Origin of the sequence: Ochrobactrum sp. 19YEA23, from assembly GCF_029909865.1 — a bacterium.
In the GTDB taxonomy this organism is placed as follows: Bacteria; Pseudomonadota; Alphaproteobacteria; order Rhizobiales; family Rhizobiaceae; genus Brucella; species Brucella gambitense.
In genome coordinates this window covers 961,808-982,812 of sequence record NZ_JASAMQ010000001.1, presented here as the reverse complement: position 1 = coordinate 982,812, position 21,005 = coordinate 961,808, and the positions used below count along the sequence as shown (strand labels likewise).

Genomic DNA, 21,005 nt, shown 5'->3' with positions numbered 1-21,005 from the left:
GTATGGAAGCGGATTTCGTCATCATCGGCTCAGGCTCCGCCGGTTCGGCCATGGCCTATCGGCTGTCGGAAGACGGGCGTTATTCGGTGATCGTCATTGAATATGGCGTGCCGGATGTCGGGCCCCTGATCCAGATGCCCGCCGCGCTTTCCTTTCCCATGAATATGCAAACCTATGACTGGGGGTTTTCCACCGAACCTGAACCGCATATTGGCGGGCGCAGCCTTGTAACGCCACGTGGCAAGGTGCTCGGCGGCTCGTCCTCAATCAACGGCATGGTCTATGTGCGCGGCCATGCACGCGATTACGACTTCTGGTCGGAAAGCGGCGCGCAAGGCTGGGCCTATGCTGATGTGCTCCCCTATTTCAAGCGCATGGAAAATGCGCAAGGTGGGCAGGAAGGCTGGCGCGGAACCGACGGGCCGTTACACGTCCAGCGGGGCAAGCGCGACAACCCGCTGTTTCACGCCTTCGTCGAAGCAGGCCATGAAGCCGGGTTCGAAGTGACCGAAGATTATAACGGCGAGAAGCAGGAAGGCTTCGGCCCCATGGAGCAGACGATCTACAATGGTCGTCGCTGGTCTGCGGCCAATGCCTATCTGAAACCGGCGCTGAAACGCCCGAATGTGCAGCTCGTCAAAGGACTGGCGCGCAAGATCGTCATCGAAGGCAAGCGTGCTGTCGGTGTGGAGATCGAATCGGGGCGCAGCTTCTCGACCATTCGCGCGCGTCGCGAGGTCATCATTGCTGCTTCCTCGATCAACTCGCCGAAGCTGTTGATGCTGTCCGGCATTGGTCCCGCGGCGCATCTCAAGGAGCACGGCATTGAAGTGGTGGCTGATCGTCCTGGCGTGGGCCAGAACCTTCAGGACCATCTGGAAGTCTATATCCAGCAGGAATGTACACAGCCCATCACGCTTTATTCCAAGCTGAACCTGTTTTCAAAAGCCAGGATCGGGGCCGAATGGCTGTTCTTCAAAACCGGTGACGGTGCGACCAACCATTTCGAATCCGCAGCCTTCGTGCGCTCGAAAGCGGGCGTGGAATATCCTGATATTCAGTACCACTTCCTGCCGGTGGCGATCCGCTATGATGGCAAGGCGGCAGCACAATCGCACGGGTTTCAGGCCCATGTCGGCCCGATGCGCTCCAAATCGCGTGGCAGCGTGACATTGCGCACAGCCAACCCGCGTGAAAAGCCTGTCATCAAATTCAACTATATGTCTCATGAAGACGACTGGGCTGACTTCCGCCACTGCGTGCGACTGACCCGCGAGATATTCGGGCAAGCGGCCTTCGACCCCTATCGCGGCGCGGAAATCCAGCCCGGTGCGAAAGTGCAGACCGATGATGAAATCGACAATTTCATCCTCGAGCATGTCGAAAGCGCCTTCCATCCGTGCGGAACAGTCAAGATGGGCGCGGTTGACGATCCGTTTGCGGTGGTTGACCCTGAATGCCGGGTGATCGGCGTCGATGGCTTGCGCGTGGCGGATTCATCCATCTTTCCGCGCATCACCAATGGCAATCTCAACGGGCCATCGATCATGGTCGGCGAAAAAGCGTCCGATCATATCCTTGGCCGCACACCGCTGGCACGCTCTAATCAGGAGCCGTGGATCAATCCGCGCTGGCAGGTTTCGGACAGGTAATTTTTTAGGGGAGTAAGGGAATAGGGGAATAAGGCAGTATGTCAGGTCGTGTTCTGCGCTCAAACATACTCCCTTATTCCCCCTACTCCCATATTCCCTTCTTTTCGAAGGAATATACCATGAAAGCACAACCCAAAGCCTCGCACTTCATCGGCGGCTCGTTTGTGGAAGACAAGGCTGGCAAGCCGCTTCCCGTCATCTATCCGGCGACTGGCGAAGAAATTGCCAAGCTTTATTCCGCCACGCCAAGCGTGATCGAAGCTGCCTATGCGGCGGCGATGAAGGCGCAGGAAGCATGGGCGGCGCTGAAGCCTGTCGAACGGGGCCGCATTCTGCGCCGCACCGCCGAAATTCTGCGCGAGAAGAACAAAAAGCTCGCCAAGCTTGAAACGCTCGATACCGGCAAGGCGCTTCAGGAAACGCTGGTTGCGGATGCAGCCTCTGCTGCCGATGCGCTGGAGTTCTTCGGCGGCATCATTTCCGGTTTCAACGGTGAATTCGTGGAACTGGGCGGTTCCTTCGCCTATACCCGCCGCGAAGCGCTGGGCATTTGCGTCGGCATCGGTGCGTGGAACTATCCGATCCAGATCGCCGCATGGAAGTCCGCTCCGGCGCTCGCCATGGGCAACGCCTTCATCTTCAAGCCTTCAGAGAATACGCCGCTCTCGGCCCTTGCTCTTGCAGAAGCCTATCAGGAAGCCGGGCTGCCCGATGGCCTCTTCAATGTCGTCCAGGGCTACGGCGATGTGGGTGCAGCCCTCGTCAATCATCGCCAGACAGCCAAGGTTTCGCTCACGGGCTCGGTTCCGACCGGCAAACGCATCATGGCGCAAGCAGGCGAACATCTGAAGCATGTGACGATGGAACTGGGCGGCAAGTCGCCCATAATCGTATTCGACGATGCCGATCTCGAAAGCGCCATCGGCGGCGCGATGCTCGGCAATTTCTATTCGACAGGTCAGGTCTGCTCCAATGGCACCCGCGTCTTCGTGCACAAGAAGGTTCGCGAGCGTTTTGTCGAACGGCTGGTCGAGCGCACGCGCAAGATTCGTATCGGTGACCCATTGGATATGGCGACCCAAATGGGGCCGCTCGTCAACAGCGCCCAACGTGAAAAGGTCCTTTCCTATATCGAAAAGGGCAAGGCTGAAGGCGCAACGCTTGCCTACGGCGGCGGCATTCCCAAGCTACAGGGCTTCGACAAGGGTTACTTCATCGAACCAACCGTCTTTACCGACGTCACCGACACCATGACCATCGCGCGCGAAGAAATATTCGGACCCGTGATGAGTGTTCTCGAATTTTCGGATGAGGATGAAGTGATCGCACGGGCCAATGACACCGAATTCGGTCTGGCGGCAGGCGTATTCACCGCCGACATCGCGCGCGGTCACCGCGTTATCAGCCAGATCAAGGCAGGCACCTGCTGGATCAATGCCTATAATCTGACGCCGGTTGAAGTGCCGTTTGGCGGTTACAAGCAGTCCGGCATCGGGCGCGAAAACGGCGTTGCAGCCCTTGCGCACTATAGCCAGATCAAGACGGTCTATGTCGAAATGGGCAAAGTCGACAGCCCTTATTGAGCTTTCAAATGACTTGCGCGGCAGTTTAACCCGCCGCGCAAGTCAATACACTCAGATCAGGCCGCGCGATGCGAGATTGCGCATCAGATGTGACGAGCCGAACCGCCACGGGCTGCATTCGGTCGACAGACGCACCGTATTGGTCAGCGCGCCAAGCTGCGGGTTGGAGATGGTGACCACATCGCCGATCTTGTGCGTAAAGCCCTGTCCCGGTGTGTCACGGTCTTCGACCGGCGCAAACAACGTTCCCATGAACAGCACGAAACCATCCGGATACTGATGGTGCTTGCCGATTGTCTGGGCAACCAGATCCAGCGGATCGCGGCTGATTTCCTTCATGGTGCTGCGACCGTTGAGAACATAGCCATCCGGTCCTTCGACCTTCAGCGCCAGTTCCGCCGAGCGCACATCTTCCATCGAATAGGTTTCGTCGAACAGGCGGATGAACGGGCCAACCGAACAGGACGCATTGTTATCCTTGGCCTTGCCGAGCAGCAGGGCCGACCGGCCTTCAACGTCACGCAGGTTCACGTCATTGCCAAGCGTCGCGCCCTTGACCTGCCCCTGGCTGTTGACCGCAAGCACCACTTCCGGCTCGGGGTTGTTCCAGGTGGAAATCGGATGCAGGCCAACCTCGGCACCATGACCGACCGCGGACATGGGCTGGCTCTTGGTGAAGACTTCGGCATCGGGGCCAATACCGACTTCGAGATATTGCGACCAGACGCCCTCTTCGATCAACGCCGCCTTGACGCGGGCTGCCTCTTCCGAGCCTGCCTTGAGGTTGCGCAGGCTGTCGCCAATGATTGCACCCACGCGCTCGCGGATTTTCAAAGCAAGATCGGGATTACCGGCCGCGCGTTCCTCGATCACGCGTTCGATCATGGAGCGAGCAAAGGTAACGCCGCAGGCCTTGATCGACTGCAGGTCGTTCGGTGCCAGAAGATGCAGCGCGCTTTCATCGCCGGGCTTTCCGGAAAACAGGGCTTCAAGCGAACCGATATCCTGTCCGGCGGTTGCGCGTACATGAGCCAGCGCATCGTCAAGTTCAAGCAGGTCGCGCATCGTCGGTGCAGCTTTGGTGGTAATGTCGATGACGCGCCCTTCGCGCAAAGTCACCAGAACCGGCCCCTTGGCCGTCGGGTTCCATGCTCGCCCGACAAATGTTCCCGAGGCGAAAGTTTCATTGCTGCTCACGTTTAATGCTCCTCACCGGTGTTATGCGCGGCACTCCAGACCGCATGCCTATCACTGAACTCAAACCACACTGTCGCGCCCGAAAAGCTTTCACCTTTCGGGTGATTGTGCACTAACAGTTCAGTCAGTGTTTAAGGCATAAGGCAGGGAACATATTTGCGCAAAGCAAAAAACGCGGTGACGGTCATCAACCGCACCGCGTTTCTCTAATTCAGACTTAATTGGTTACGACAAACGCGCCACGAGGTCGGCCAGAGAAGCCTGCCAATGCGGCATGGCCCAGCCAAATGTCGTGCTGAACTTCTCCGTGGAAAGGCGCGAATTGGCAGGGCGCGCCGCCTTTGTGGGATAGTCTGCGGTGGCAATATCCATCACTTCTGCGGTCGGGCCGTCATGTTTCGCGCTTTCAGCGAAAATCCCGCGCGCAAAACCGCTCCAGTTGATGTCGCCCGTGCCAGTGAGATGATAGACGCCATAGCCCGCGAAATCCGGCTTTGCCGCCAGATGATCAGCCACGCGAATGACCGCTTCGGCAATATCAAGCGCTGAAGTGGGATTGCCCCACTGATCGGCCACGACCGACAGGCCGTCACGGGTTTCAGCAAGACGCAGCATCGTCTTGACGAAATTCTTGCCGAACGGGCTGTAAACCCAGGCCGTGCGCAGGATGATATGCTGCGGATGCGCCGCGGCAACCAGCCTTTCGCCTTCAAGCTTGGAGCTGCCATAGACACTGCGAGGACCGGTTGGATCAGTCTCGACATAGGGCCTATCGCTATCGCCAGCGAAAACATAATCCGTCGACAGATGAATGACCGGCGCACCGCATGCCTTCGCAGCTTCGGCGACAGCAGCAGCACCAGCCGCATTCACCGCCAGAGCGATTTCCGGCTCATCCTCAGCCTGATCCACAGCCGTATAAGCCGCAGCCGAAACGACGACATCGGGCTTGGCATCGATAATCGCCTTGCGGATCGTTTCGGGGTCAGCCAGATCGAGTTCCGGCCGTCCTAGCGCAATCACTTCAAGATCCGGGCGCTGAGCAGCCTTTTCCAGAAGGCTCTGAACGACCTGCCCTTCCCGTCCGGTGACGAGTATCTTCATACGGCACCTGCTTTGGCCGCACCACCGCCAAGACGCTCACCGGCATAAGTGCCACTGCGGATCGGCTCCCACCACCAGCCATTGTCGAGATACCACTGAATGGTCTTCTCAAGGCCGGTTTCGAAGGTTTCCTGTGGGGTCCATCCGAGATCACGCTCGATCTTCGAGGCATCGATAGCGTAACGGCGGTCATGACCCGGGCGATCCGTTACAAATGTAATCAGGTCGCCGTATTTCTTGCCATTGACGCGCGGGCGCTTCTTGTCGAGAATTGCGCAGATCGTTTCCACGACATTGAGATTGGTGCGTTCCGAGCGTCCGCCGATATTGTAACTTTCGCCGATCTTCCCGGTCGTCGCCACCAAGGCCAGCGCGCGGGCGTGATCCTCAACATAAAGCCAGTCGCGCACATTCGCCCCTGCTCCATAAACCGGCAGCGGCTTTTCATCGAGCGCGTTCAGAATGACAAGCGGAATGAGCTTTTCCGGGAAATGGAATGGCCCGTAATTGTTCGAGCAATTCGAGAGAACCACCGGCAAACCATAGGTCTCGTGCCATGCGCGGACCAGATGATCGGAGGAAGCCTTCGATGCGGAGTAGGGCGACGATGGCTTATAGGACGTTTCTTCCGTGAAAATGCCGCTATCGAACGGCAAGTCGCCGAACACTTCATCGGTCGAGATATGGTGGAAGCGGAAGTTCGACTTGCGCGGTTCCGGCAGTTCGCGCCAGTAGCTGAGCGCCGCGTTGAGCAGACGGAACGTGCCAATGATATTGGTTTCGATGAAAGCCGCCGGGCCGTCGATGGAACGGTCCACATGGCTTTCAGCAGCCAGATGCATGACGATATCGACATCATTCGAACGCAGCGTGTCCAGAATGAGATTGTCGTCGCAGATATCGGCCTGCAGGAAACTGTAATTCGGGTGTTTTTCGATCTGACGCAGCGAAGCGAGATTGCCCGCATAGGTCAGTTTGTCGAGATTGAGAACATTGACTTTGGGATCGGTAGCCAGATGACGGCATACAGCCGAACCGATGAAGCCTGCACCGCCAGTGACGAGAACATTCATATCATTCCTCAAGCAAAAACTTCTGCATCGGCGAAAAGCGGTGCTTTCTGATCCTTGTCGGAAAGCTGGACGCCCGAAGAAGGAAGCGGCCATTCAATACCGATGGCCGGATCGTCGAAGCAGATCGAACGATCATGCTCCGGCGAATAGTAATCGGTGACCTTGTAGATGACCTCGGTGTTCTCAACGAGCGTCATGAAACCGTGGGCAAAGCCCTTGGGCACCAGAATCTGGTTCCACTTTTCGGCGGAAACTTCCAGCGAAACCCACTTGCCGAATGTCGGCGAGCTTTTGCGGATATCGACCGCGACGTCGAGAATCGCACCACGAATCACACGGACGAGCTTGTCCTGCGCACGCGTCGGCAACTGGTAATGAAGACCGCGCACCACGCCCTTCGCCGCCGAGAACGAGTGATTATCCTGCACGAATTGCAGATCGATGCCAGAATCGGCAAAGGATTTGGCACTGTAGGTTTCGGAAAAGTAGCCCCGATCATCGCCAAATTTACGGGGGATGATTTCCAGAAGTCCATTTAGCTCTAACCGGCGAACAATCATCGTTCGCTTCCAATTTCCTCGACACGACGACGCAGATAGGCGGCGTAATCGGTCTTGCCAAGTTTGTCGGCACGATCCAGAACTGCGCTGCCGCTGATCCAGCCCTTCTCGAAGCCGATCTCCTCGGGGCAGGCAATCTTTATACCTTGCCGTTTCTCGATTGTACGCACGAAGGACGATGCGTCTTGAAGACTGTCATGAGTCCCGGTATCGAGCCAGGCATAGCCTCGGCCCAATTGCTGAACGGCGAGATCACCTCGCTCCAGATAGATGTTATTCACTGCGGTGATCTCAAGTTCACCGCGCGAAGACGGTTTGAGAAACTTTGCGATATCCACGACCTCATTATCGTAAAAATAGAGCCCGGTTACGGCCCAGGAAGACTTCGGCTTCGCCGGCTTCTCTTCAATCGAAATAGCTTTGCCCGTTGTCCGATCAAATTCAACAACACCGTAACGCTGCGGATCCTCCACCCGATAGGCAAAGACCGAACCGCCTTTTGTGATCCGTGCAGCGCTTTCGCACAAATGCGATAAGCCATCACCGAAATAGATGTTGTCTCCTAGGATCATTGCAACATTATCGCCATCGATAAAGTCGCGACCTATAATGAAGGCTTCTGCGAGACCATTGGGATCGGCCTGTTCTGCAAAGGAAAAATTCATGCCGAATTCGCTACCGTCCCCCAGAAGCTTCTGGAAAAGCGGTAAATCATGCGGTGTCGAAATGATCAGGACATCCCTGATGCCCGCGAGCATCAATACGCTCAGCGGATAATAGATCATGGGCTTGTCGTAGATTGGCAGAAGCTGTTTGGACACAGCGATCGTCAGAGGATAGAGACGCGTGCCGCTACCGCCCGCCAGGATGATGCCTTTCATCTACACTCCATTGTTGTCTTCATTTAAATGAAGGTCGAGGTATGGAAACAGCACCAGTAAATCTTGTCTGAAGGGTGGTAACAACCGCACCTTATCGCGTCAAAGATGTATAATTCTTCACGTATTCTAGCGTCATTTTATCGGCCGTGAAATACTCAAGGTAACGCTTTCGAGCATTAGCCCCGAATGTCTCCGCCAAAGCTTGGTCATTCGCAATTATCTGCATTGCCTTGGATAGCGCGCCCGGATCCTGCGGAGGGATCACGATCCCCGTCTGTCCGTCGAGATTAACATAGCTTGTTCCGGTCCCGATTTCACATGAGATCATCGGCTTTCCGAACATTGATGCCTCCACAAGCGACAAACCGAATGCTTCAGAACGCAAGTGGGAAGGAAAAACGAGACCAGCACTCAATTCGAGAAGTGCTGTTTTGTCCGAATCCGGCAAAGCTCCAGCAAAATGCACATGGGAAAGCCCATGTTTTTTCGCATAATCCATGAGCTGGGACTTCATCGGACCATCACCGACGATGACAATATCAACATTGGAGGTTCTGGCTGCCGTGAGCAAGGTCCTCAAACCTTTGTAATAGCGCAGCACGCCTACAAAGAGAAAGAATGGCCGCGGGAAGCGCTCGCGCCAGCGCGCCTTGCTGGCTTCTTCCGCCGGAGGATAATCCTCCTCGGCGAGGCCAAGTGGTATGACAGTCGTCTTGTCGGTGAACCTCTGCAAAACCTCGCTCGTCGCAACGTAGTTTGGGGAAGTCGCCACAATCCTATCCACGCTGCCAAGAAAACGATTCATCAAAGGGCGGTAAAACTGCAAAAGCAGCTTTTGCTTCACGATATCCGAATGATAGGTCACAATCGTTGGCTTGTCGGGACGCAGGCCCACTTGGACAATGTCACTCATTGGCCAGGGGAAATGGTAATGAATGATGTCAGCCTTGCTACTCAATTCACGGAACCGCGAAAATACATCACGCGATAGCCCCGTCGAAGCGAACTCCAAATCGAGCTTGGCTTTATATGCCATGTGCCCGTCAAAACTCAGAGTGTTCTTCTCTGGCTGTGCACTCAGCGACAACACATCGGACGCAATGCCGTGTTCAGCTGCGCCCTTCGCGATGGCATGAATAGTTCGTTCAATACCGCCAAACGTGTCCGGCCAATAGGTTTTGAAAAAATGCAGGACTCGCATGTCTCTCCAATACAAATGTGTGCCTTGCGGACACATCCGAGCATTTTCAGTGACTCTCAAAGCAACTTCTAAAGCGCTGACACCGTCTTTTCCGCTTCATAGCAGGCGCAAAGAATATGATAAAATGTCGAAGCTGGAGCGGGCTCGTCGAGAAGTGAGCCGCCTTCCGGCCATTTGTCGTACCACAAGCCCTTGATTGGCGTATCCAGAAATGGGCGCAAAGCCTCCATTGCCTGCAAAGCGGACCGTAGATAGCAAGCCCGCTCTTCGCCTTCGCTCAGAGAAGCGAAGAGGAGCGACGACTTTATCCATTCAGTCTGGGGCCACAGCCGCGCGAGACCGTCATGAACGGAAAAATCATCATAGAGGCTCATGATTGCGACCTTGCGATGCTCGCAAATGCCGTGATCCACCGCAATCTCGAATAGACGTTTAGCAGCTTTCAAGGCGTCGTTATTTTTTCGCCGGTCAGCCCATTGGCCCATCAGCCACGACCATTCAAACTGGTGACCAGGTTCAACCACCCTGCCCTTTTCACCTGGATACGGTCGCCAGTCACGATCAAAAAACTCTCGCAGAGCGCCAGTTTCGCCATCAATAAACTTCGCCAGTGCAAGATTGGCTATTTCATCAGCATAGGTCGACCAGAATGAAGCGTCTGGGTCAACGACCTCCCACGCAAGCATAGCCTCAAACAGGTGCATATGCGGATTGGAGCACAAGGGCAATTTTGGCGGGTTGGCTTCTTCAAAGCCTCCCAAAGGATGATGATAGTCGGCAATCAGTGCATTCATCAAACCACGTGCCCGCAGTCGCATCTCCTGAAAGCGAGACGGAATAGCCACAGCGATTTGCGCAGCGGCGAAAACAGAGAACGCCTGATTGTAAAGATCGAACGTGTGATCGATCATCTCGCCGCTCTGGGTGGCGAGACTACCGTAAAACACGTCCTCCCCACGCCGGTAAACACGATCGTAATAGTCTAATCCGGATTCGACGGTTTGCTTCCATTCACCCGGCCACCCCATCGCACCAGCCTTCGCGAAACAATAAATCTGTCTCGGGTGAACGCGCGAGCGTCGATTGTCCGTATATGTGGCGATACCGTTCTGCGCCACGCGCTCAAAAAAACCATTACTCGGCGCATCCACACCGGCAGACAGCCAGAGAGGCAGAGCATCGTTGTGTAGCCACAACGACAAGCGCTCCACTTCCCCCTGTAGTTTACGAATTACATCAGTCATCAACTGGCCTTCACGATGCAATATTTCAACGATCAAACGCGGCCGAAATCGTCCTCGAAGCGTACGATATCGTCCTCACCAAGATAGGCGCCGGTCTGAACTTCAATCATTTCAAGCAGGATTTTTCCTGGATTGGATACACGATGAACGGCCCCTTGAGAAATATATGTCGATTCATTTTCCGACAAAAAGAGGCTTTCATCATCGATCACGATCTCAGCCACACCGCTGACGACCACCCAGTGTTCTGAACGATGATGGTGTTTTTGCAGAGAAAGCTGTTTGCCTGGTTTGATGAACAGGCGTTTCACCTGAAACCGGCCACCCGAAAGCAAATGCGTATAGCCACCCCAAGGCCGATACATGGTTCGATGTTCTTCAGCAAGCTTCGCAGTAGCTGGCTGTTTCATCAGCGCTTTAACGATTGTGCCCACGCCCTGCGATTCCGAGAGTTTGCCCACATAGAGAGCATCCTCCGATGCCACGATCGTCAGGTCGTCCACACCGTTCACAGCGACGTGCACACCCTCCGATAACACCAGTGAATTATTGGTGTTGTGCAGGCTGACTGGACCGCGCGCCACATTTCCCGCTGGATCCTGCAAGCTCTCCTTCCAGACGGCATCCCATGATCCGAGATCTGACCAGTGAATGGGTGACGGAACGACCGAGGCAAGCTTTGTTTTCTCAAAAATTGCATAGTCGACGGAAATATCCGGCGCCTTTTCAAATTCGGCCCTGTTTAGGCGCACGAAATCAAGATCCCGCTGTGCGGTAGCTACGGATGCCTCTGCGGCTTCGTACACCGCTGGTGAATAACGCTTGCATTCTTCGAGGAACACGTCCGACCGAAACAAAAACATTCCTGAGTTCCAATAGAATCCACCCGCTGCGAGCATCTCGCGCGCGACTTCCTCCTGTGGCTTTTCCACGAAACGCTTGATGGCACAGGCCCCACTTTCTTCCAGCTCGCCTGCCTCGATATAACCAAAACCAGTCGCAGGCTCTGTCGGTGTTATACCAAAGGTGGCAAGTCGTCCCATACGAGCCGCACTGCTGGCCGTGTCTACAGCCTGAAAATATGCATCGTCCATTTCTATGTTGTGGTCGGATGCCACAACATGAATGAGGGTTGGCTCATCCTTGGAAGCAATCAACGCCGCAGCAGCGATTGCCGGAGCAGTATTACGCGCAACGGGTTCCAGGATAACGTCCGAAAGTTCGACGCCACATTCAAGTGCCTGTTCGGCTACCAAAAACCGGTAGTCTGCGTTTGTTATGATGATCGGCTTGGAATAACGCTGGGGGTCCGACAACCTTTTCAAAGTCATCTGAAAAAGGCTCAGTTCACCCGTCAAAGCCAGAAACTGCTTGGGGCGCTGTGACCGTGACATAGGCCACAATCTGGTCCCTTTACCACCGGCTAACACGACTGGCCTGATCAACATTTCACGCAATTCAACTTCCTTTCAATAAGCGAAACTCAAATTGTAGCGGAGAGTTTTGCAATAAGTTCCTTCAAAATCCTATCGGTTTTCTCGGCTGAATCAGTTTCGACATAAATACGCATTTCAGGCGCATTACCAGATTGGCGGAAATGAACTGTATCACCATTTGCGAACGCCATTCGTACGCCATCGACAGTCGAGATTGATTCCGGCTCCGTGATCAAGGAGTAAAAACTAGAACGGAAAGATTGTGACGTTTCTATAGCGTGCAGAAACTGAGCGGCGCGATCCGCCGGAACTTCCTTGACCCGATCAGCTTTCATGAAACGAGATGGTAAAGTCGCGACCATCTGACTTAACCGCATACCCTGCGCTTTCGCCTGCACCAATACTGCAACTGCAGGCAAAACAGAATCGCGCGTTGGAAGACGTTGAAGGACACTGCCATTCAACTTCACATCATCGCCAAGCAAAAACCCGCCATTCGCCTCGAAACCAACGACGGGATGCGCTTCTGCCGACACCATTTCTGCAACAACATAGGGCGAGCCAATCCGCGTTCGGCGGATATTCTCGAACCAACCACTTTCCTCGAGCGCGCTTGTCGTGCTGAGCGGGGTGACCACGGTTTTCGCGCCCAGATATCGAGCCGTCAGAATACCCAATATGTCGCCATTCACCTGGCTTCCCTGATCGTCAATGACCAGTGGTCGGTCGCCATCACCGTCCGTCGACACCACAGCATCAAGTCCGCGCTCGACGATACACTTGGCCGCCCGCGACAAATCAGCAAGATCAAGCGCTTCTGTATCGACCGCGACGAACTGATCCATCCTTCGAAATGGATAGACCTCTGCTCCAAGTCCTTCAAAGACACGCACAAGAAGATCGCGCCCCACTGCCGAGTGAAGATCAATGCCGATTGTCATTCCAGCCAGAGCGTCAGAACCGAAGAAATCAACGGAACGGTTGACGTATTCTTCTGCAACATCGACCAGAGGCGCTGGAGTGCGGTCAGGCTCGCCTATTACAGCCGTATGCAACAATCCTTCCGCCAAACTGCGGACAGGCGCTTCATCTTCCTTCAGAAACTCACCATCTGGGCGATAGAATTTAATACCGTTGTAAGCTTCAGGAATATGACTGCCTGTGATCATGATAGCAGGTGCGTTGCGGGCCATTGCATAGGCCGCAAGTGCCGGCGTTGGTACATTTCCCGCCCAGATCGGATTTTTGCCGCCCAGTGTGATCGCCGTTAGGCATGAACCGGCGATACGAGGACTGGATTCGCGAAGATCGGCGGCAAGGTAGACATCGTGAAATTCAAAATCGCGGTCTATATGCCGCAGAAAGGCAACAACGTAGGCAACACAAGCCTTATCGGTGAAATCAATAGCCGGCCCTCGCAGACCGGACGTTCCAAAAGTAACAGCCATTTTCAAGTCACCTCACAACTTCTTCAGCTCCTATTGCCATAGAAATGCGAACGAATACAAATAAATAAAGACCCAAAGGGCGATGAGAGCGAGACTTTCACTTCTCATCTTGAAGGTGCTTGATGTTCCCATTCGAAATCAGGAAGAGGTGCTAGAATTCAATCAACTGAAAAGCCTAGCGGAACATGGGAACTAGGCATTGCCGAAAAGCTCCTGCATTCCCTCCGTGAAAGAGAACAAGCGAACCCGAAGATAAAAGTTAAGCGAGCCACTCGTCAATTTTACAAGCTTGTCATACACAACAAGAGCGATGGAAAGCCAATTCGACACTCAGCAACGTGTAAACTATGACAGCTTAGGAATATTCGGAGACGATATGAGCACCAGTTCTTCAAAGGGCCTTTATATTCTTGGCTTTGGCGGCCATGCGCGGAGCGTTGCAGATGTAGCGACTTCGTCCGGCTGGAATGATTTTGTTTTCGTGGACCACAATGCTCAACCAGGCGAGCAGTTTCATTCATTCGAGGTCGTGAGCAACTTTCCGGCCCTCATCAATCCTGGATGGAAAGCCTTCCCTGCGGCGGGCGACAACTGTCGCAGACGAGATCAGGTAGGCGGAGCCAAAACCGAGCTGGCTACAGTCATATCTCCCAAAACCACTGTTGGATTGGGAGCCATAATTGGCAAAGCCACACTTGTATGTCACGGCGTGCATATAGGGCCGAATGCCCGCATAGGATGTGGAGTTATACTCAACACTCATTCTGTGATAGAGCATGAAGTGGAAATTGGCGATTTTTCTCACATCTCGGTCAATGCTACGGTTGCTGGCCGGACCTGCGTGGGGGCAAATGTTATGGTAGGCGCTGGAGCAGTTGTCATCGACTCGGTGAAAGTCTGCGACGATGTTATTATAGGTGCTGGTGCCGTGGTCGTTTCCGACATCACTAAACCGGGCACATACGTTGGCGTTCCCGCTCGGCGTATTGATAAAAGGTAATTATTGTCGCGCACAGCACCACAGTGGTTTCGTTGGGACTGTGCCAAAGAACCTTCTTAATTTTTGTTTACTGCACATCTTCTTCCCAGAGCCGTTTCTTCGCGGTCGGATGTGCCCCAGCGAGAGTAAGCCATGAGAATTGGAGTCGATGCACGAAATCTGGTCCCTAAATTGTCAGGCATCGGACGCTATGTATTGGAAACCAGCCGACATTTAAGTCAGATCGGTCATGAGGTATATCTCTATCTTCCCGAACCACCCAACCACCAAGGCACGCTCCCTGAGGTCGAAAAGGTTGATATCGCCAGATTCAAAGGAGCGTTGTCTCGCATCTTTTGGGGAAACAGCTATCTTCCGTTGAAAGCGAAGAAGGACAAGATCGATGTTTTGTGGGGGCCGGCTCATCGTCTTCCGATATTGTTTGCGAGCGGCATTCCACAGGTTTTAACGATACACGATCTCGTTTGGCAGCACGCCTCCTCTACGATGCGATATCAAGGATGGGTCGCCGAACGAACCTTTATGAAGCCCTCAATAAAGCGTGCCGCACGCGTCGTTACCGTTTCATACGCTACGAAACAGTCCCTAGCCGAATTTTACCCTTGGTCCGCAAACAAGATCGACGTAGTTTATCCTGGCTGCACCCCTTTCGCTGCAGAGAGGCATCGCACCGACTTGCAGCGGTTTGATCTGGATCGACCATACGCACTCTTCGTTGGAACGCTGGAACCAAGAAAGAACCTTCTACGCCTGCTTCAAGCATACGGGGCGTTACCCGCGGACACCAAGTCTAAACTTCTTTTGGTGATAGCGGGCGGTCAAGGCTGGGGGTTAAGCGATCTGACAACCGAAATCTCCCGACTCAATATTGCCTCATCAGTCCGCCTGACTGGGTTTGTATCTGACGAAGAGCTCGGCAAGCTCTACCAGAATGCACGATTTCTTGCGATGCCTTCACTTTATGAAGGTTTTGGTTTCCCGATAATTGAGGCCAATCAGTTGGGTGTACCCGTACTTACATCGAATACGTCCTCAATGCCCGAAGTAGGAGGGGATGCTGCCTTGCCTGTTGATCCTGCGTCTGTATCTGCAATAGCAGATGGACTTGAGAGACTAGCAACGGACGACGACCTACACTACCGTCTCGCCAATGCAGCACAGGCAAACGCAGCGAAATTCGACTGGTTTAAGAGCGCCCATGAACTGACGGGCGTTTTTCAACGCGCCATGGACGAGTATGCCCAAAAATAAAATACTCGTCTCAATTCGAGTTTCGACGCTGCCTACGTACCTCTTTTTGTGAAGTACCATTCCGGATCAAGCTCTGTTAGATTCTAATAGCGCGGAAATGCTCGCGGACGGCGATAAGTTCTTGTATCAGCGATCAAGCGCACATCGGCACGTGGTTATCGCTATCTCTTGATGAAGCCACAGCTAGTCTTGTCAAAAAAGGCAACGAAGGAGGCTAACAATGCCATTCTCCAGTTTTCCTTTTCCGCCTCCCAGCGGAGCAACAGGTGGACAACATTGTTCGGCGGCGACGGGTCAGCAAAGAACTCAGTCCGACATACAGGTTCCGAACAGTGCGAAGAAAAACCCGCCAGCGGCATCACAGAGACAGGAGCCTTTCCTATATCCAGAACATGACCCTCTGGAATAAGGCCTCACAGACGTGACTATTGGCAGTTCCAATTGGATAATTGGAACTGCCCTTCATATCGGCTTTACACGAACCCTGACGACTGTTTACCTTCATCGGGATGCGCACGAACAAGCAGCCGGATCAGAGGTTGTTCGCCTCCTTATAGCGTACGATTGCCATGTCCATATCGCCGTCAAATATAACTTTCCCATGATGAAAGACCAACCCGCGCGTGCAAATCGAACTGAGTGTTGAAAAATCATGAGAAGCAAGAACCAGTATTTCCGCTTTCTCGATCAGATCAGTGATACGTCGCCTGGCTTTCCCCATAAAATTCGCATCACCCGCACCGATAACCTCGTCAAGCAACAAAATGTCTCCCCCGACCGAAGTAGAAATTGCAAATGCCAAACGTACTTGCATACCAGCTGAATAGGTCTTGATAGGATAATCAATAAATTCTCCGATATCGGCAAAATCAATAATCTCGGATTGAATCGACTTCATGTACTTCGGTGTCAGCCCAAGAAGCAAACCACGGTAGAGAATATTCTCACGACCGCTTGCATCAGGTTCAAATCCAAGACTGATATCGAATAGCGAACGTACTGTGCCCTCTACCGTCCGCACACCGGAGGTGATGGGGTACAGACCCGCAAGCATCTTTAGAAACGTACTTTTCCCAGCACCATTGTGCCCCAACAGTCCAACACGTTCGCCGGGTTGAATAGTGAGATTGACATCCTTCAGAGCGTGAATATCGGCGATTTTCACGCCGTTATCCGACGTCAATATGGACGACAGCATCGTTTTGATGGATCGCTCTTTGAAGGCAACAGAAGCATAGTGAAGATTGACGTTCGTCAGTTCGATACGATTTGTCATAGATAAAATATCACCCGTTTTTCTGCTTTTCGCCCAACAGCAATTGCGATCAACGAAAACACCAATGCGGTACCCAAACACCACAGGTAGTTCGTTAACGTTGGCCACTCACCGTGTAACAATGGCGCCCGTACGATCTGCAGAAGATGGTAAATTGGATTATAATCCAACAAAGCGTGTAGGTTGCCACGTCTAAAAACGGAATCCTCAAAGTAAACAGGAGATACAAACCATATCGCCTGTAGCATCAATCCCAAAGCATGAGGCAAATCTCGAAACCGAGTGGAAAAATAAGCCATGATCGTTGCCCAAGGCCAGACAAAGATGGCCAAAATGGGGAAAATCGTCAAAGCAGCCAGCCAGCACCAACCAAAATTCTGGGGCATCACGACCAGAACCCATCCGATCAAACTCAGCGATGCGACAGCCAACACAATGAGGCCAGACAATACATTTCTCAGCGTATAGATAGCCAAGGGATGTTTGGTCTGCTTAATGTAAGCGTCAGCCTGCACAAAAGCCAGCGAGCCACCAGTTACATTAAATGCAATGTATTCCCATATAATAACGCCGGAAAGAATATAAGGCGCATACTCCGCCAGAGTCGAATTAAATATCTGGCTAAATACAATAGATATCAAAATGGTCAGCCCTAGCGGCTGAAGCATAGACCACAGTATACCAAAGAATGATCTCCGCCAACGCGCGCGGAGATCAGACAAAACTAAATGGAACCAAAAATAACGGGCGGCCCATATACCTCTGGCGTAGTCCATTCAAAAGCTCACTTTCAAAACTCAATTTTTCTTCTGATCGAAATATCTACAGATAGTGTCGCAAACATGATCCAGCTGCGACTCAGTTAGCCCAGGATAACTCGGTAGATTGACACCTTTACGGCTCAAATCTTCACCGACCGGAATTAATTGGTCCGTCGCACAGTGAGGCATCAAATGCGCCATAGGAAAGAACGGCCGGGTTTCTATTTCCTGATCGGCAAGTAGCTTTCTCAACGGATCCCTATCGTCCGCATCATTCAAAATGATGGAGCACATCCAGTATGAATGTTTACCCTCACCAGAAAAATCGTGCGTTCGCAGCGGCAACCCAGAAAGGCGGCGCGTATAGAACTCAGCAACATTCTTCTTCTTTTCCAGAAGCATGTCAGCCATTTCCAGCTGAGCCAGACCAATCGCTGCTTCAATGTTGGTCATACGATAATTGAAGGCCAACATATCGTGCCAATACTCGCGCGTTGCGGATACGCCTTGGCTCTTCAAACGCCTCGCTCGCTCCATTACCGCCGGATCACGAGCCAGCACCATTCCCCCTTCACCGGTGGTGATGGTTTTGTTGCCGAAGAAGCTGAAGCTCGAGGCATCACCAAAGGTGCCTACGTGCTGGCCTTTCCAAAATGTGCCGAAAGCTTCTGCGCAGTCTTCAACAAGCAGAAGATCGTGTTCGTCACAGATTTTAACAACGGAATCCATATCACATGGGTGACCATAAAGATGTACAACCATCACAGCTTTGGTCTGCGGCGTTATTGCAGCCCGAATTGAAGCTGGATCAACCTGAAGCGTACTGCTCAGGGAATCCACGAAAACAGGCTTAGCGCCGGTTTGCATGATCGTGTTAACAGATGCGATATACGTGAAACTGGGGACGATTACCTCATCACCCTGACCGATCCCCAGTGCTTCCAAAGCCAGGTGGATAGCTACCGTTCCGTTGGCTACTGACGTAGCCGAACTTGCGCCGACATAGTCGGCAAAAGCATCTTCGAATTTCGAAATGAACTGGCCGCGAGAAGATATCCAGCCGGTCGTCAAGCATTCATTCACGTACTGAGAGACGTTGCCCCCGAGATGAGGCTCATAAACTGGAATTCTTGACATGATCAATCTCTACGCACAGCTGACACATAGCCATTTTCATTGAGGAATTTTTCGCGTTCGGCAGACTTCAGGTCTTCCGCCGCCATCTCCGTCACCAGTTCATTGAAACTCGTTGCAGGAGACCAGCCAAGCTTCGCCTTTGCTTTCGATGCATCGCCCAACAGTGTTTCCACTTCAGCAGGACGGAAATACCTGGGATCAACGGCAACGATGCATTCACCAGTTGCCTCATCATAACCTTTTTCGTTCACACCCTCGCCTTCCCAGCGAATGGAAATGCCCAGTTCGGCTGCGGCAAGTTCAACAAACTCTCGTACCGAGTGCTGCTCTCCGGTGGCGATCACGAAATCTTCAGCGTACTCCTGTTGCAACATCAGCCACTGCATTTCCACGTAATCTTTAGCATGCCCCCAATCTCGAAGAGCATCGAGGTTACCAAGAAAGAGCGTCTTCTGAGTGCCAAGCTTAATTCGCGCCAATGCTCGTGTAATCTTACGTGTCACAAACGTTTCGCCGCGATTTGGCGACTCGTGGTTGAATAATATACCATTGCACGCATAAATACCGTAAGCCTCACGATAGTTTACCGTAATCCAATATGCGTACATCTTGGCTACGGCATAAGGAGACCGCGGGTAAAACGGTGTGGTTTCCTTTTGAGGTATTTCCTGAACCAGACCGTAAAGCTCTGAGGTGGACGCCTGATAGAAACGCGTTTTCTTGGTCAGACCAAGAATGCGGATGGCTTCCAGAATTCTAAGTGCACCAAGCGCGTCGGAGTTTGCCGTATATTCCGGCTCTTCAAACGATACCGCCACATGACTTTGCGCAGCAAGATTGTAGATCTCATCCGGCTGCACAAGCTGAATGATGCGCATCAGACTGGATGAATCCGTTAAGTCGCCGTGGTGCAAAGTCAGATCATTGCCCATATCATGCGGATCGTTATAGAGATGATCAATTCTATCGGTATTAAACAGCGAGGTCCGACGGCGAATCCCATGAACAGAATAGCCTTTGCCCAGCAAGAACTCTGCTAGGTAAGCGCCGTCTTGGCCGGTTATTCCTGTTATGAGGGCGACTTTCTTCGTCATTACCTTCTCCATGAGACTTGATCAATTTTCCAGCACCAAAGATGTCGGCACCCTAGAGCTTCAAATTTTTGCTCTATAGCCGTGCTCGAGGATAAAGTCGACCCATTCCGCACATTCCGCATCAAGAGTATTGTTGAGAGCGCATCGCCCACGTTGTGTTACTCCTGTTGCCGACTAATAGTCAGCCTATGTTAATTGAGTCCCAGAGGCCTTCTGGCATTTGGGAGAGCCGGTATTGAACGGCTCCGGGTTCTGTAGACAACCTCGGGTTAGATTTCTGCAGCCTCTTCTCGGATTCGACGGGTAACAGCATCCCGTTCCCGACATGTTTGCGCTTCGAGTTGTCGAACATTTCGATGGAACCGAACACGTCAAGGCGAGCTTCATCGCGAGAACGTAGATCCTTCGTTGTATCCTCACTCGCTTCAGAATATTGAATAAGCTCTCGGCCGCCACATCGTCATGGCAATTTCCGCGTCGGCTTATCAAGTGAACCAGATTGTGGCGCCTGAGAAGCGAGGTCCACTCCTTGTACAGAGCTACTATGTCAGGTTGCCAATCAGTCATGCCGCCATAGATTCCGGGACGGCGTTTACAGCAAATCGTACCTTGGCCCCAAAGATCATCATGCAGCTTGCGACAGCCACGGACTTTGCCACTTTGCTCACACGTCCTTTGGAGAAAGTTAGCCTGTGTTTCGTCCTCGCTGGCTCTCCTCCTTAACGGCTTCTTCAGCCAAGCGTAAAATTCAATCGGATGAACCCGCAAAAGGCGGTGCCTCGTCCACACTGAAAACTGCACGCGATGCAGGGCAATGAACGCATATTTCACTTTGCATTCCTGGCAAAATACCCGGCCGCTTTGTTTTGGATGTCTTGCTCCTTGGTGATGCGAGCCAGTTCTTTTTTCAGCCACCTGATCTTCTCGGCCCCGTCGCCTTCCCCAGAACTTGACACTGAAAAACTACGCAACAGGATAGCATAATTTTGCGATCTGGCGCGCCGCCTCACGCTTGAACTTTTCGCCGAAATTCGATTTGTTCATCATGATCCTTTGGCTCAATTTAGGAATGAAATTGTCGACAAATCTAGGGGATTTTCAATCACA

At 52.9% G+C, this 21,005-nt stretch carries 17 protein-coding genes and 1 pseudogene; 4 read left to right on the top strand and 14 right to left on the bottom strand.

The genetic code is table 11. The features are described from left to right. The first annotated feature begins 2 nt into the window (after window positions 1–2). Window positions 3–1,652: a choline dehydrogenase gene (betA, locus tag QBD01_RS04475; RefSeq protein WP_280992109.1), complete on the top strand. Its 1,650-nt coding sequence runs from the start codon at window positions 3–5 to the stop codon at window positions 1,650–1,652. Window positions 1,653–1,771: 119 nt separating this feature from the next. Then, window positions 1,772–3,235 (top strand): betaine-aldehyde dehydrogenase, encoded by a 1,464-nt coding sequence (betB, locus tag QBD01_RS04470; RefSeq protein WP_280991760.1) that lies wholly within the window; start codon window positions 1,772–1,774, stop codon window positions 3,233–3,235. Between the two features lie 51 nt (window positions 3,236–3,286). On the opposite strand, the gene QBD01_RS04465 is transcribed toward betB, so the two are convergent. The 9 genes from QBD01_RS04465 to QBD01_RS04425 form a co-directional block, all read right to left on the bottom strand. Then, window positions 3,287–4,432: a fumarylacetoacetate hydrolase family protein gene (locus tag QBD01_RS04465; RefSeq protein WP_280991759.1), complete on the bottom strand. Its 1,146-nt coding sequence runs from the start codon at window positions 4,430–4,432 to the stop codon at window positions 3,287–3,289. A gap of 225 nt (window positions 4,433–4,657) precedes the next feature. Beyond that, the gene (gene rfbD / locus QBD01_RS04460) at window positions 4,658–5,536 is read right to left on the bottom strand and encodes a dTDP-4-dehydrorhamnose reductase (protein WP_280991758.1); all 879 of its coding nucleotides are present in this window, start codon (window positions 5,534–5,536) and stop codon (window positions 4,658–4,660) included. Then, window positions 5,533–6,609 carry a dTDP-glucose 4,6-dehydratase gene (gene rfbB, locus QBD01_RS04455; protein WP_280991757.1) on the bottom strand — a complete coding sequence of 359 codons (1,077 nt, stop codon included), beginning with the start codon at window positions 6,607–6,609 and terminating at the stop codon, window positions 5,533–5,535. The genes rfbD and rfbB overlap by 4 nt, the downstream gene beginning before the upstream one ends. Window positions 6,610–6,617: 8 nt before the next feature. Beyond that, window positions 6,618–7,169 carry a dTDP-4-dehydrorhamnose 3,5-epimerase gene (gene rfbC / locus QBD01_RS04450; protein WP_280991756.1) on the bottom strand — a complete coding sequence of 184 codons (552 nt, stop codon included), beginning with the start codon at window positions 7,167–7,169 and terminating at the stop codon, window positions 6,618–6,620. Continuing rightward, window positions 7,166–8,050, bottom strand: coding sequence for a glucose-1-phosphate thymidylyltransferase RfbA (gene rfbA, locus QBD01_RS04445; RefSeq protein WP_280991755.1), 885 nt, complete (start codon window positions 8,048–8,050; stop codon window positions 7,166–7,168). The genes rfbC and rfbA overlap by 4 nt, the downstream gene beginning before the upstream one ends. 91 nt (window positions 8,051–8,141) lie before the next feature. Next, a complete protein-coding gene (locus tag QBD01_RS04440; protein ID WP_280991754.1) occupies window positions 8,142–9,251 on the bottom strand; it encodes a glycosyltransferase family 4 protein in 1,110 nt (369 codons plus the stop codon). A 68-nt stretch (window positions 9,252–9,319) separates the two neighbouring features. After that, window positions 9,320–10,495, bottom strand: a complete 1,176-nt coding sequence (locus tag QBD01_RS04435; RefSeq protein ID WP_280992108.1) for an AGE family epimerase/isomerase — start codon at window positions 10,493–10,495, stop codon at window positions 9,320–9,322. A 32-nt stretch (window positions 10,496–10,527) separates the two neighbouring features. Beyond that, complete coding sequence (locus tag QBD01_RS04430) at window positions 10,528–11,952, bottom strand: mannose-1-phosphate guanylyltransferase/mannose-6-phosphate isomerase (protein ID WP_280991753.1); 1,425 nt, start codon at window positions 11,950–11,952, stop codon at window positions 10,528–10,530. Window positions 11,953–11,978: 26 nt separating this feature from the next. Further along, a complete protein-coding gene (locus tag QBD01_RS04425) occupies window positions 11,979–13,379 on the bottom strand; it encodes a phosphomannomutase (protein ID WP_280991752.1) in 1,401 nt (466 codons plus the stop codon). 376 nt (window positions 13,380–13,755) lie between these two features. On the opposite strand from QBD01_RS04425, the gene QBD01_RS04420 reads away from it, so the two are divergent. Continuing rightward, a complete protein-coding gene (locus tag QBD01_RS04420; protein WP_280991751.1) occupies window positions 13,756–14,379 on the top strand; it encodes a NeuD/PglB/VioB family sugar acetyltransferase in 624 nt (207 codons plus the stop codon). Window positions 14,380–14,511: 132 nt separating this feature from the next. Then, a complete protein-coding gene (locus tag QBD01_RS04415) occupies window positions 14,512–15,630 on the top strand; it encodes a glycosyltransferase family 1 protein (RefSeq protein ID WP_280991750.1) in 1,119 nt (372 codons plus the stop codon). Between the two features lie 532 nt (window positions 15,631–16,162). Here the strand turns inward: QBD01_RS04415 and QBD01_RS04410 are convergent. The 5 genes and pseudogenes from QBD01_RS04410 to QBD01_RS04390 form a co-directional block, all read right to left on the bottom strand. Next, the gene (locus QBD01_RS04410) at window positions 16,163–16,906 is read right to left on the bottom strand and encodes an ABC transporter ATP-binding protein (RefSeq protein WP_280991749.1); all 744 of its coding nucleotides are present in this window, start codon (window positions 16,904–16,906) and stop codon (window positions 16,163–16,165) included. After that, complete coding sequence (locus QBD01_RS04405; protein ID WP_280991748.1) at window positions 16,903–17,682, bottom strand: ABC transporter permease; 780 nt, start codon at window positions 17,680–17,682, stop codon at window positions 16,903–16,905. Before QBD01_RS04405 ends, QBD01_RS04410 begins: the two co-directional genes overlap by 4 nt. 21 nt (window positions 17,683–17,703) lie before the next feature. Beyond that, window positions 17,704–18,804: a DegT/DnrJ/EryC1/StrS family aminotransferase gene (locus QBD01_RS04400; protein WP_280991747.1), complete on the bottom strand. Its 1,101-nt coding sequence runs from the start codon at window positions 18,802–18,804 to the stop codon at window positions 17,704–17,706. A gap of 2 nt (window positions 18,805–18,806) precedes the next feature. Continuing rightward, a complete protein-coding gene (gmd, locus tag QBD01_RS04395; RefSeq protein WP_280991746.1) occupies window positions 18,807–19,898 on the bottom strand; it encodes a GDP-mannose 4,6-dehydratase in 1,092 nt (363 codons plus the stop codon). 283 nt (window positions 19,899–20,181) lie between these two features. Next, window positions 20,182–20,942, bottom strand: a pseudogene (locus tag QBD01_RS04390) (hypothetical protein); the annotation flags it as partial. Window positions 20,943–21,005 lie beyond the last annotated feature (63 nt).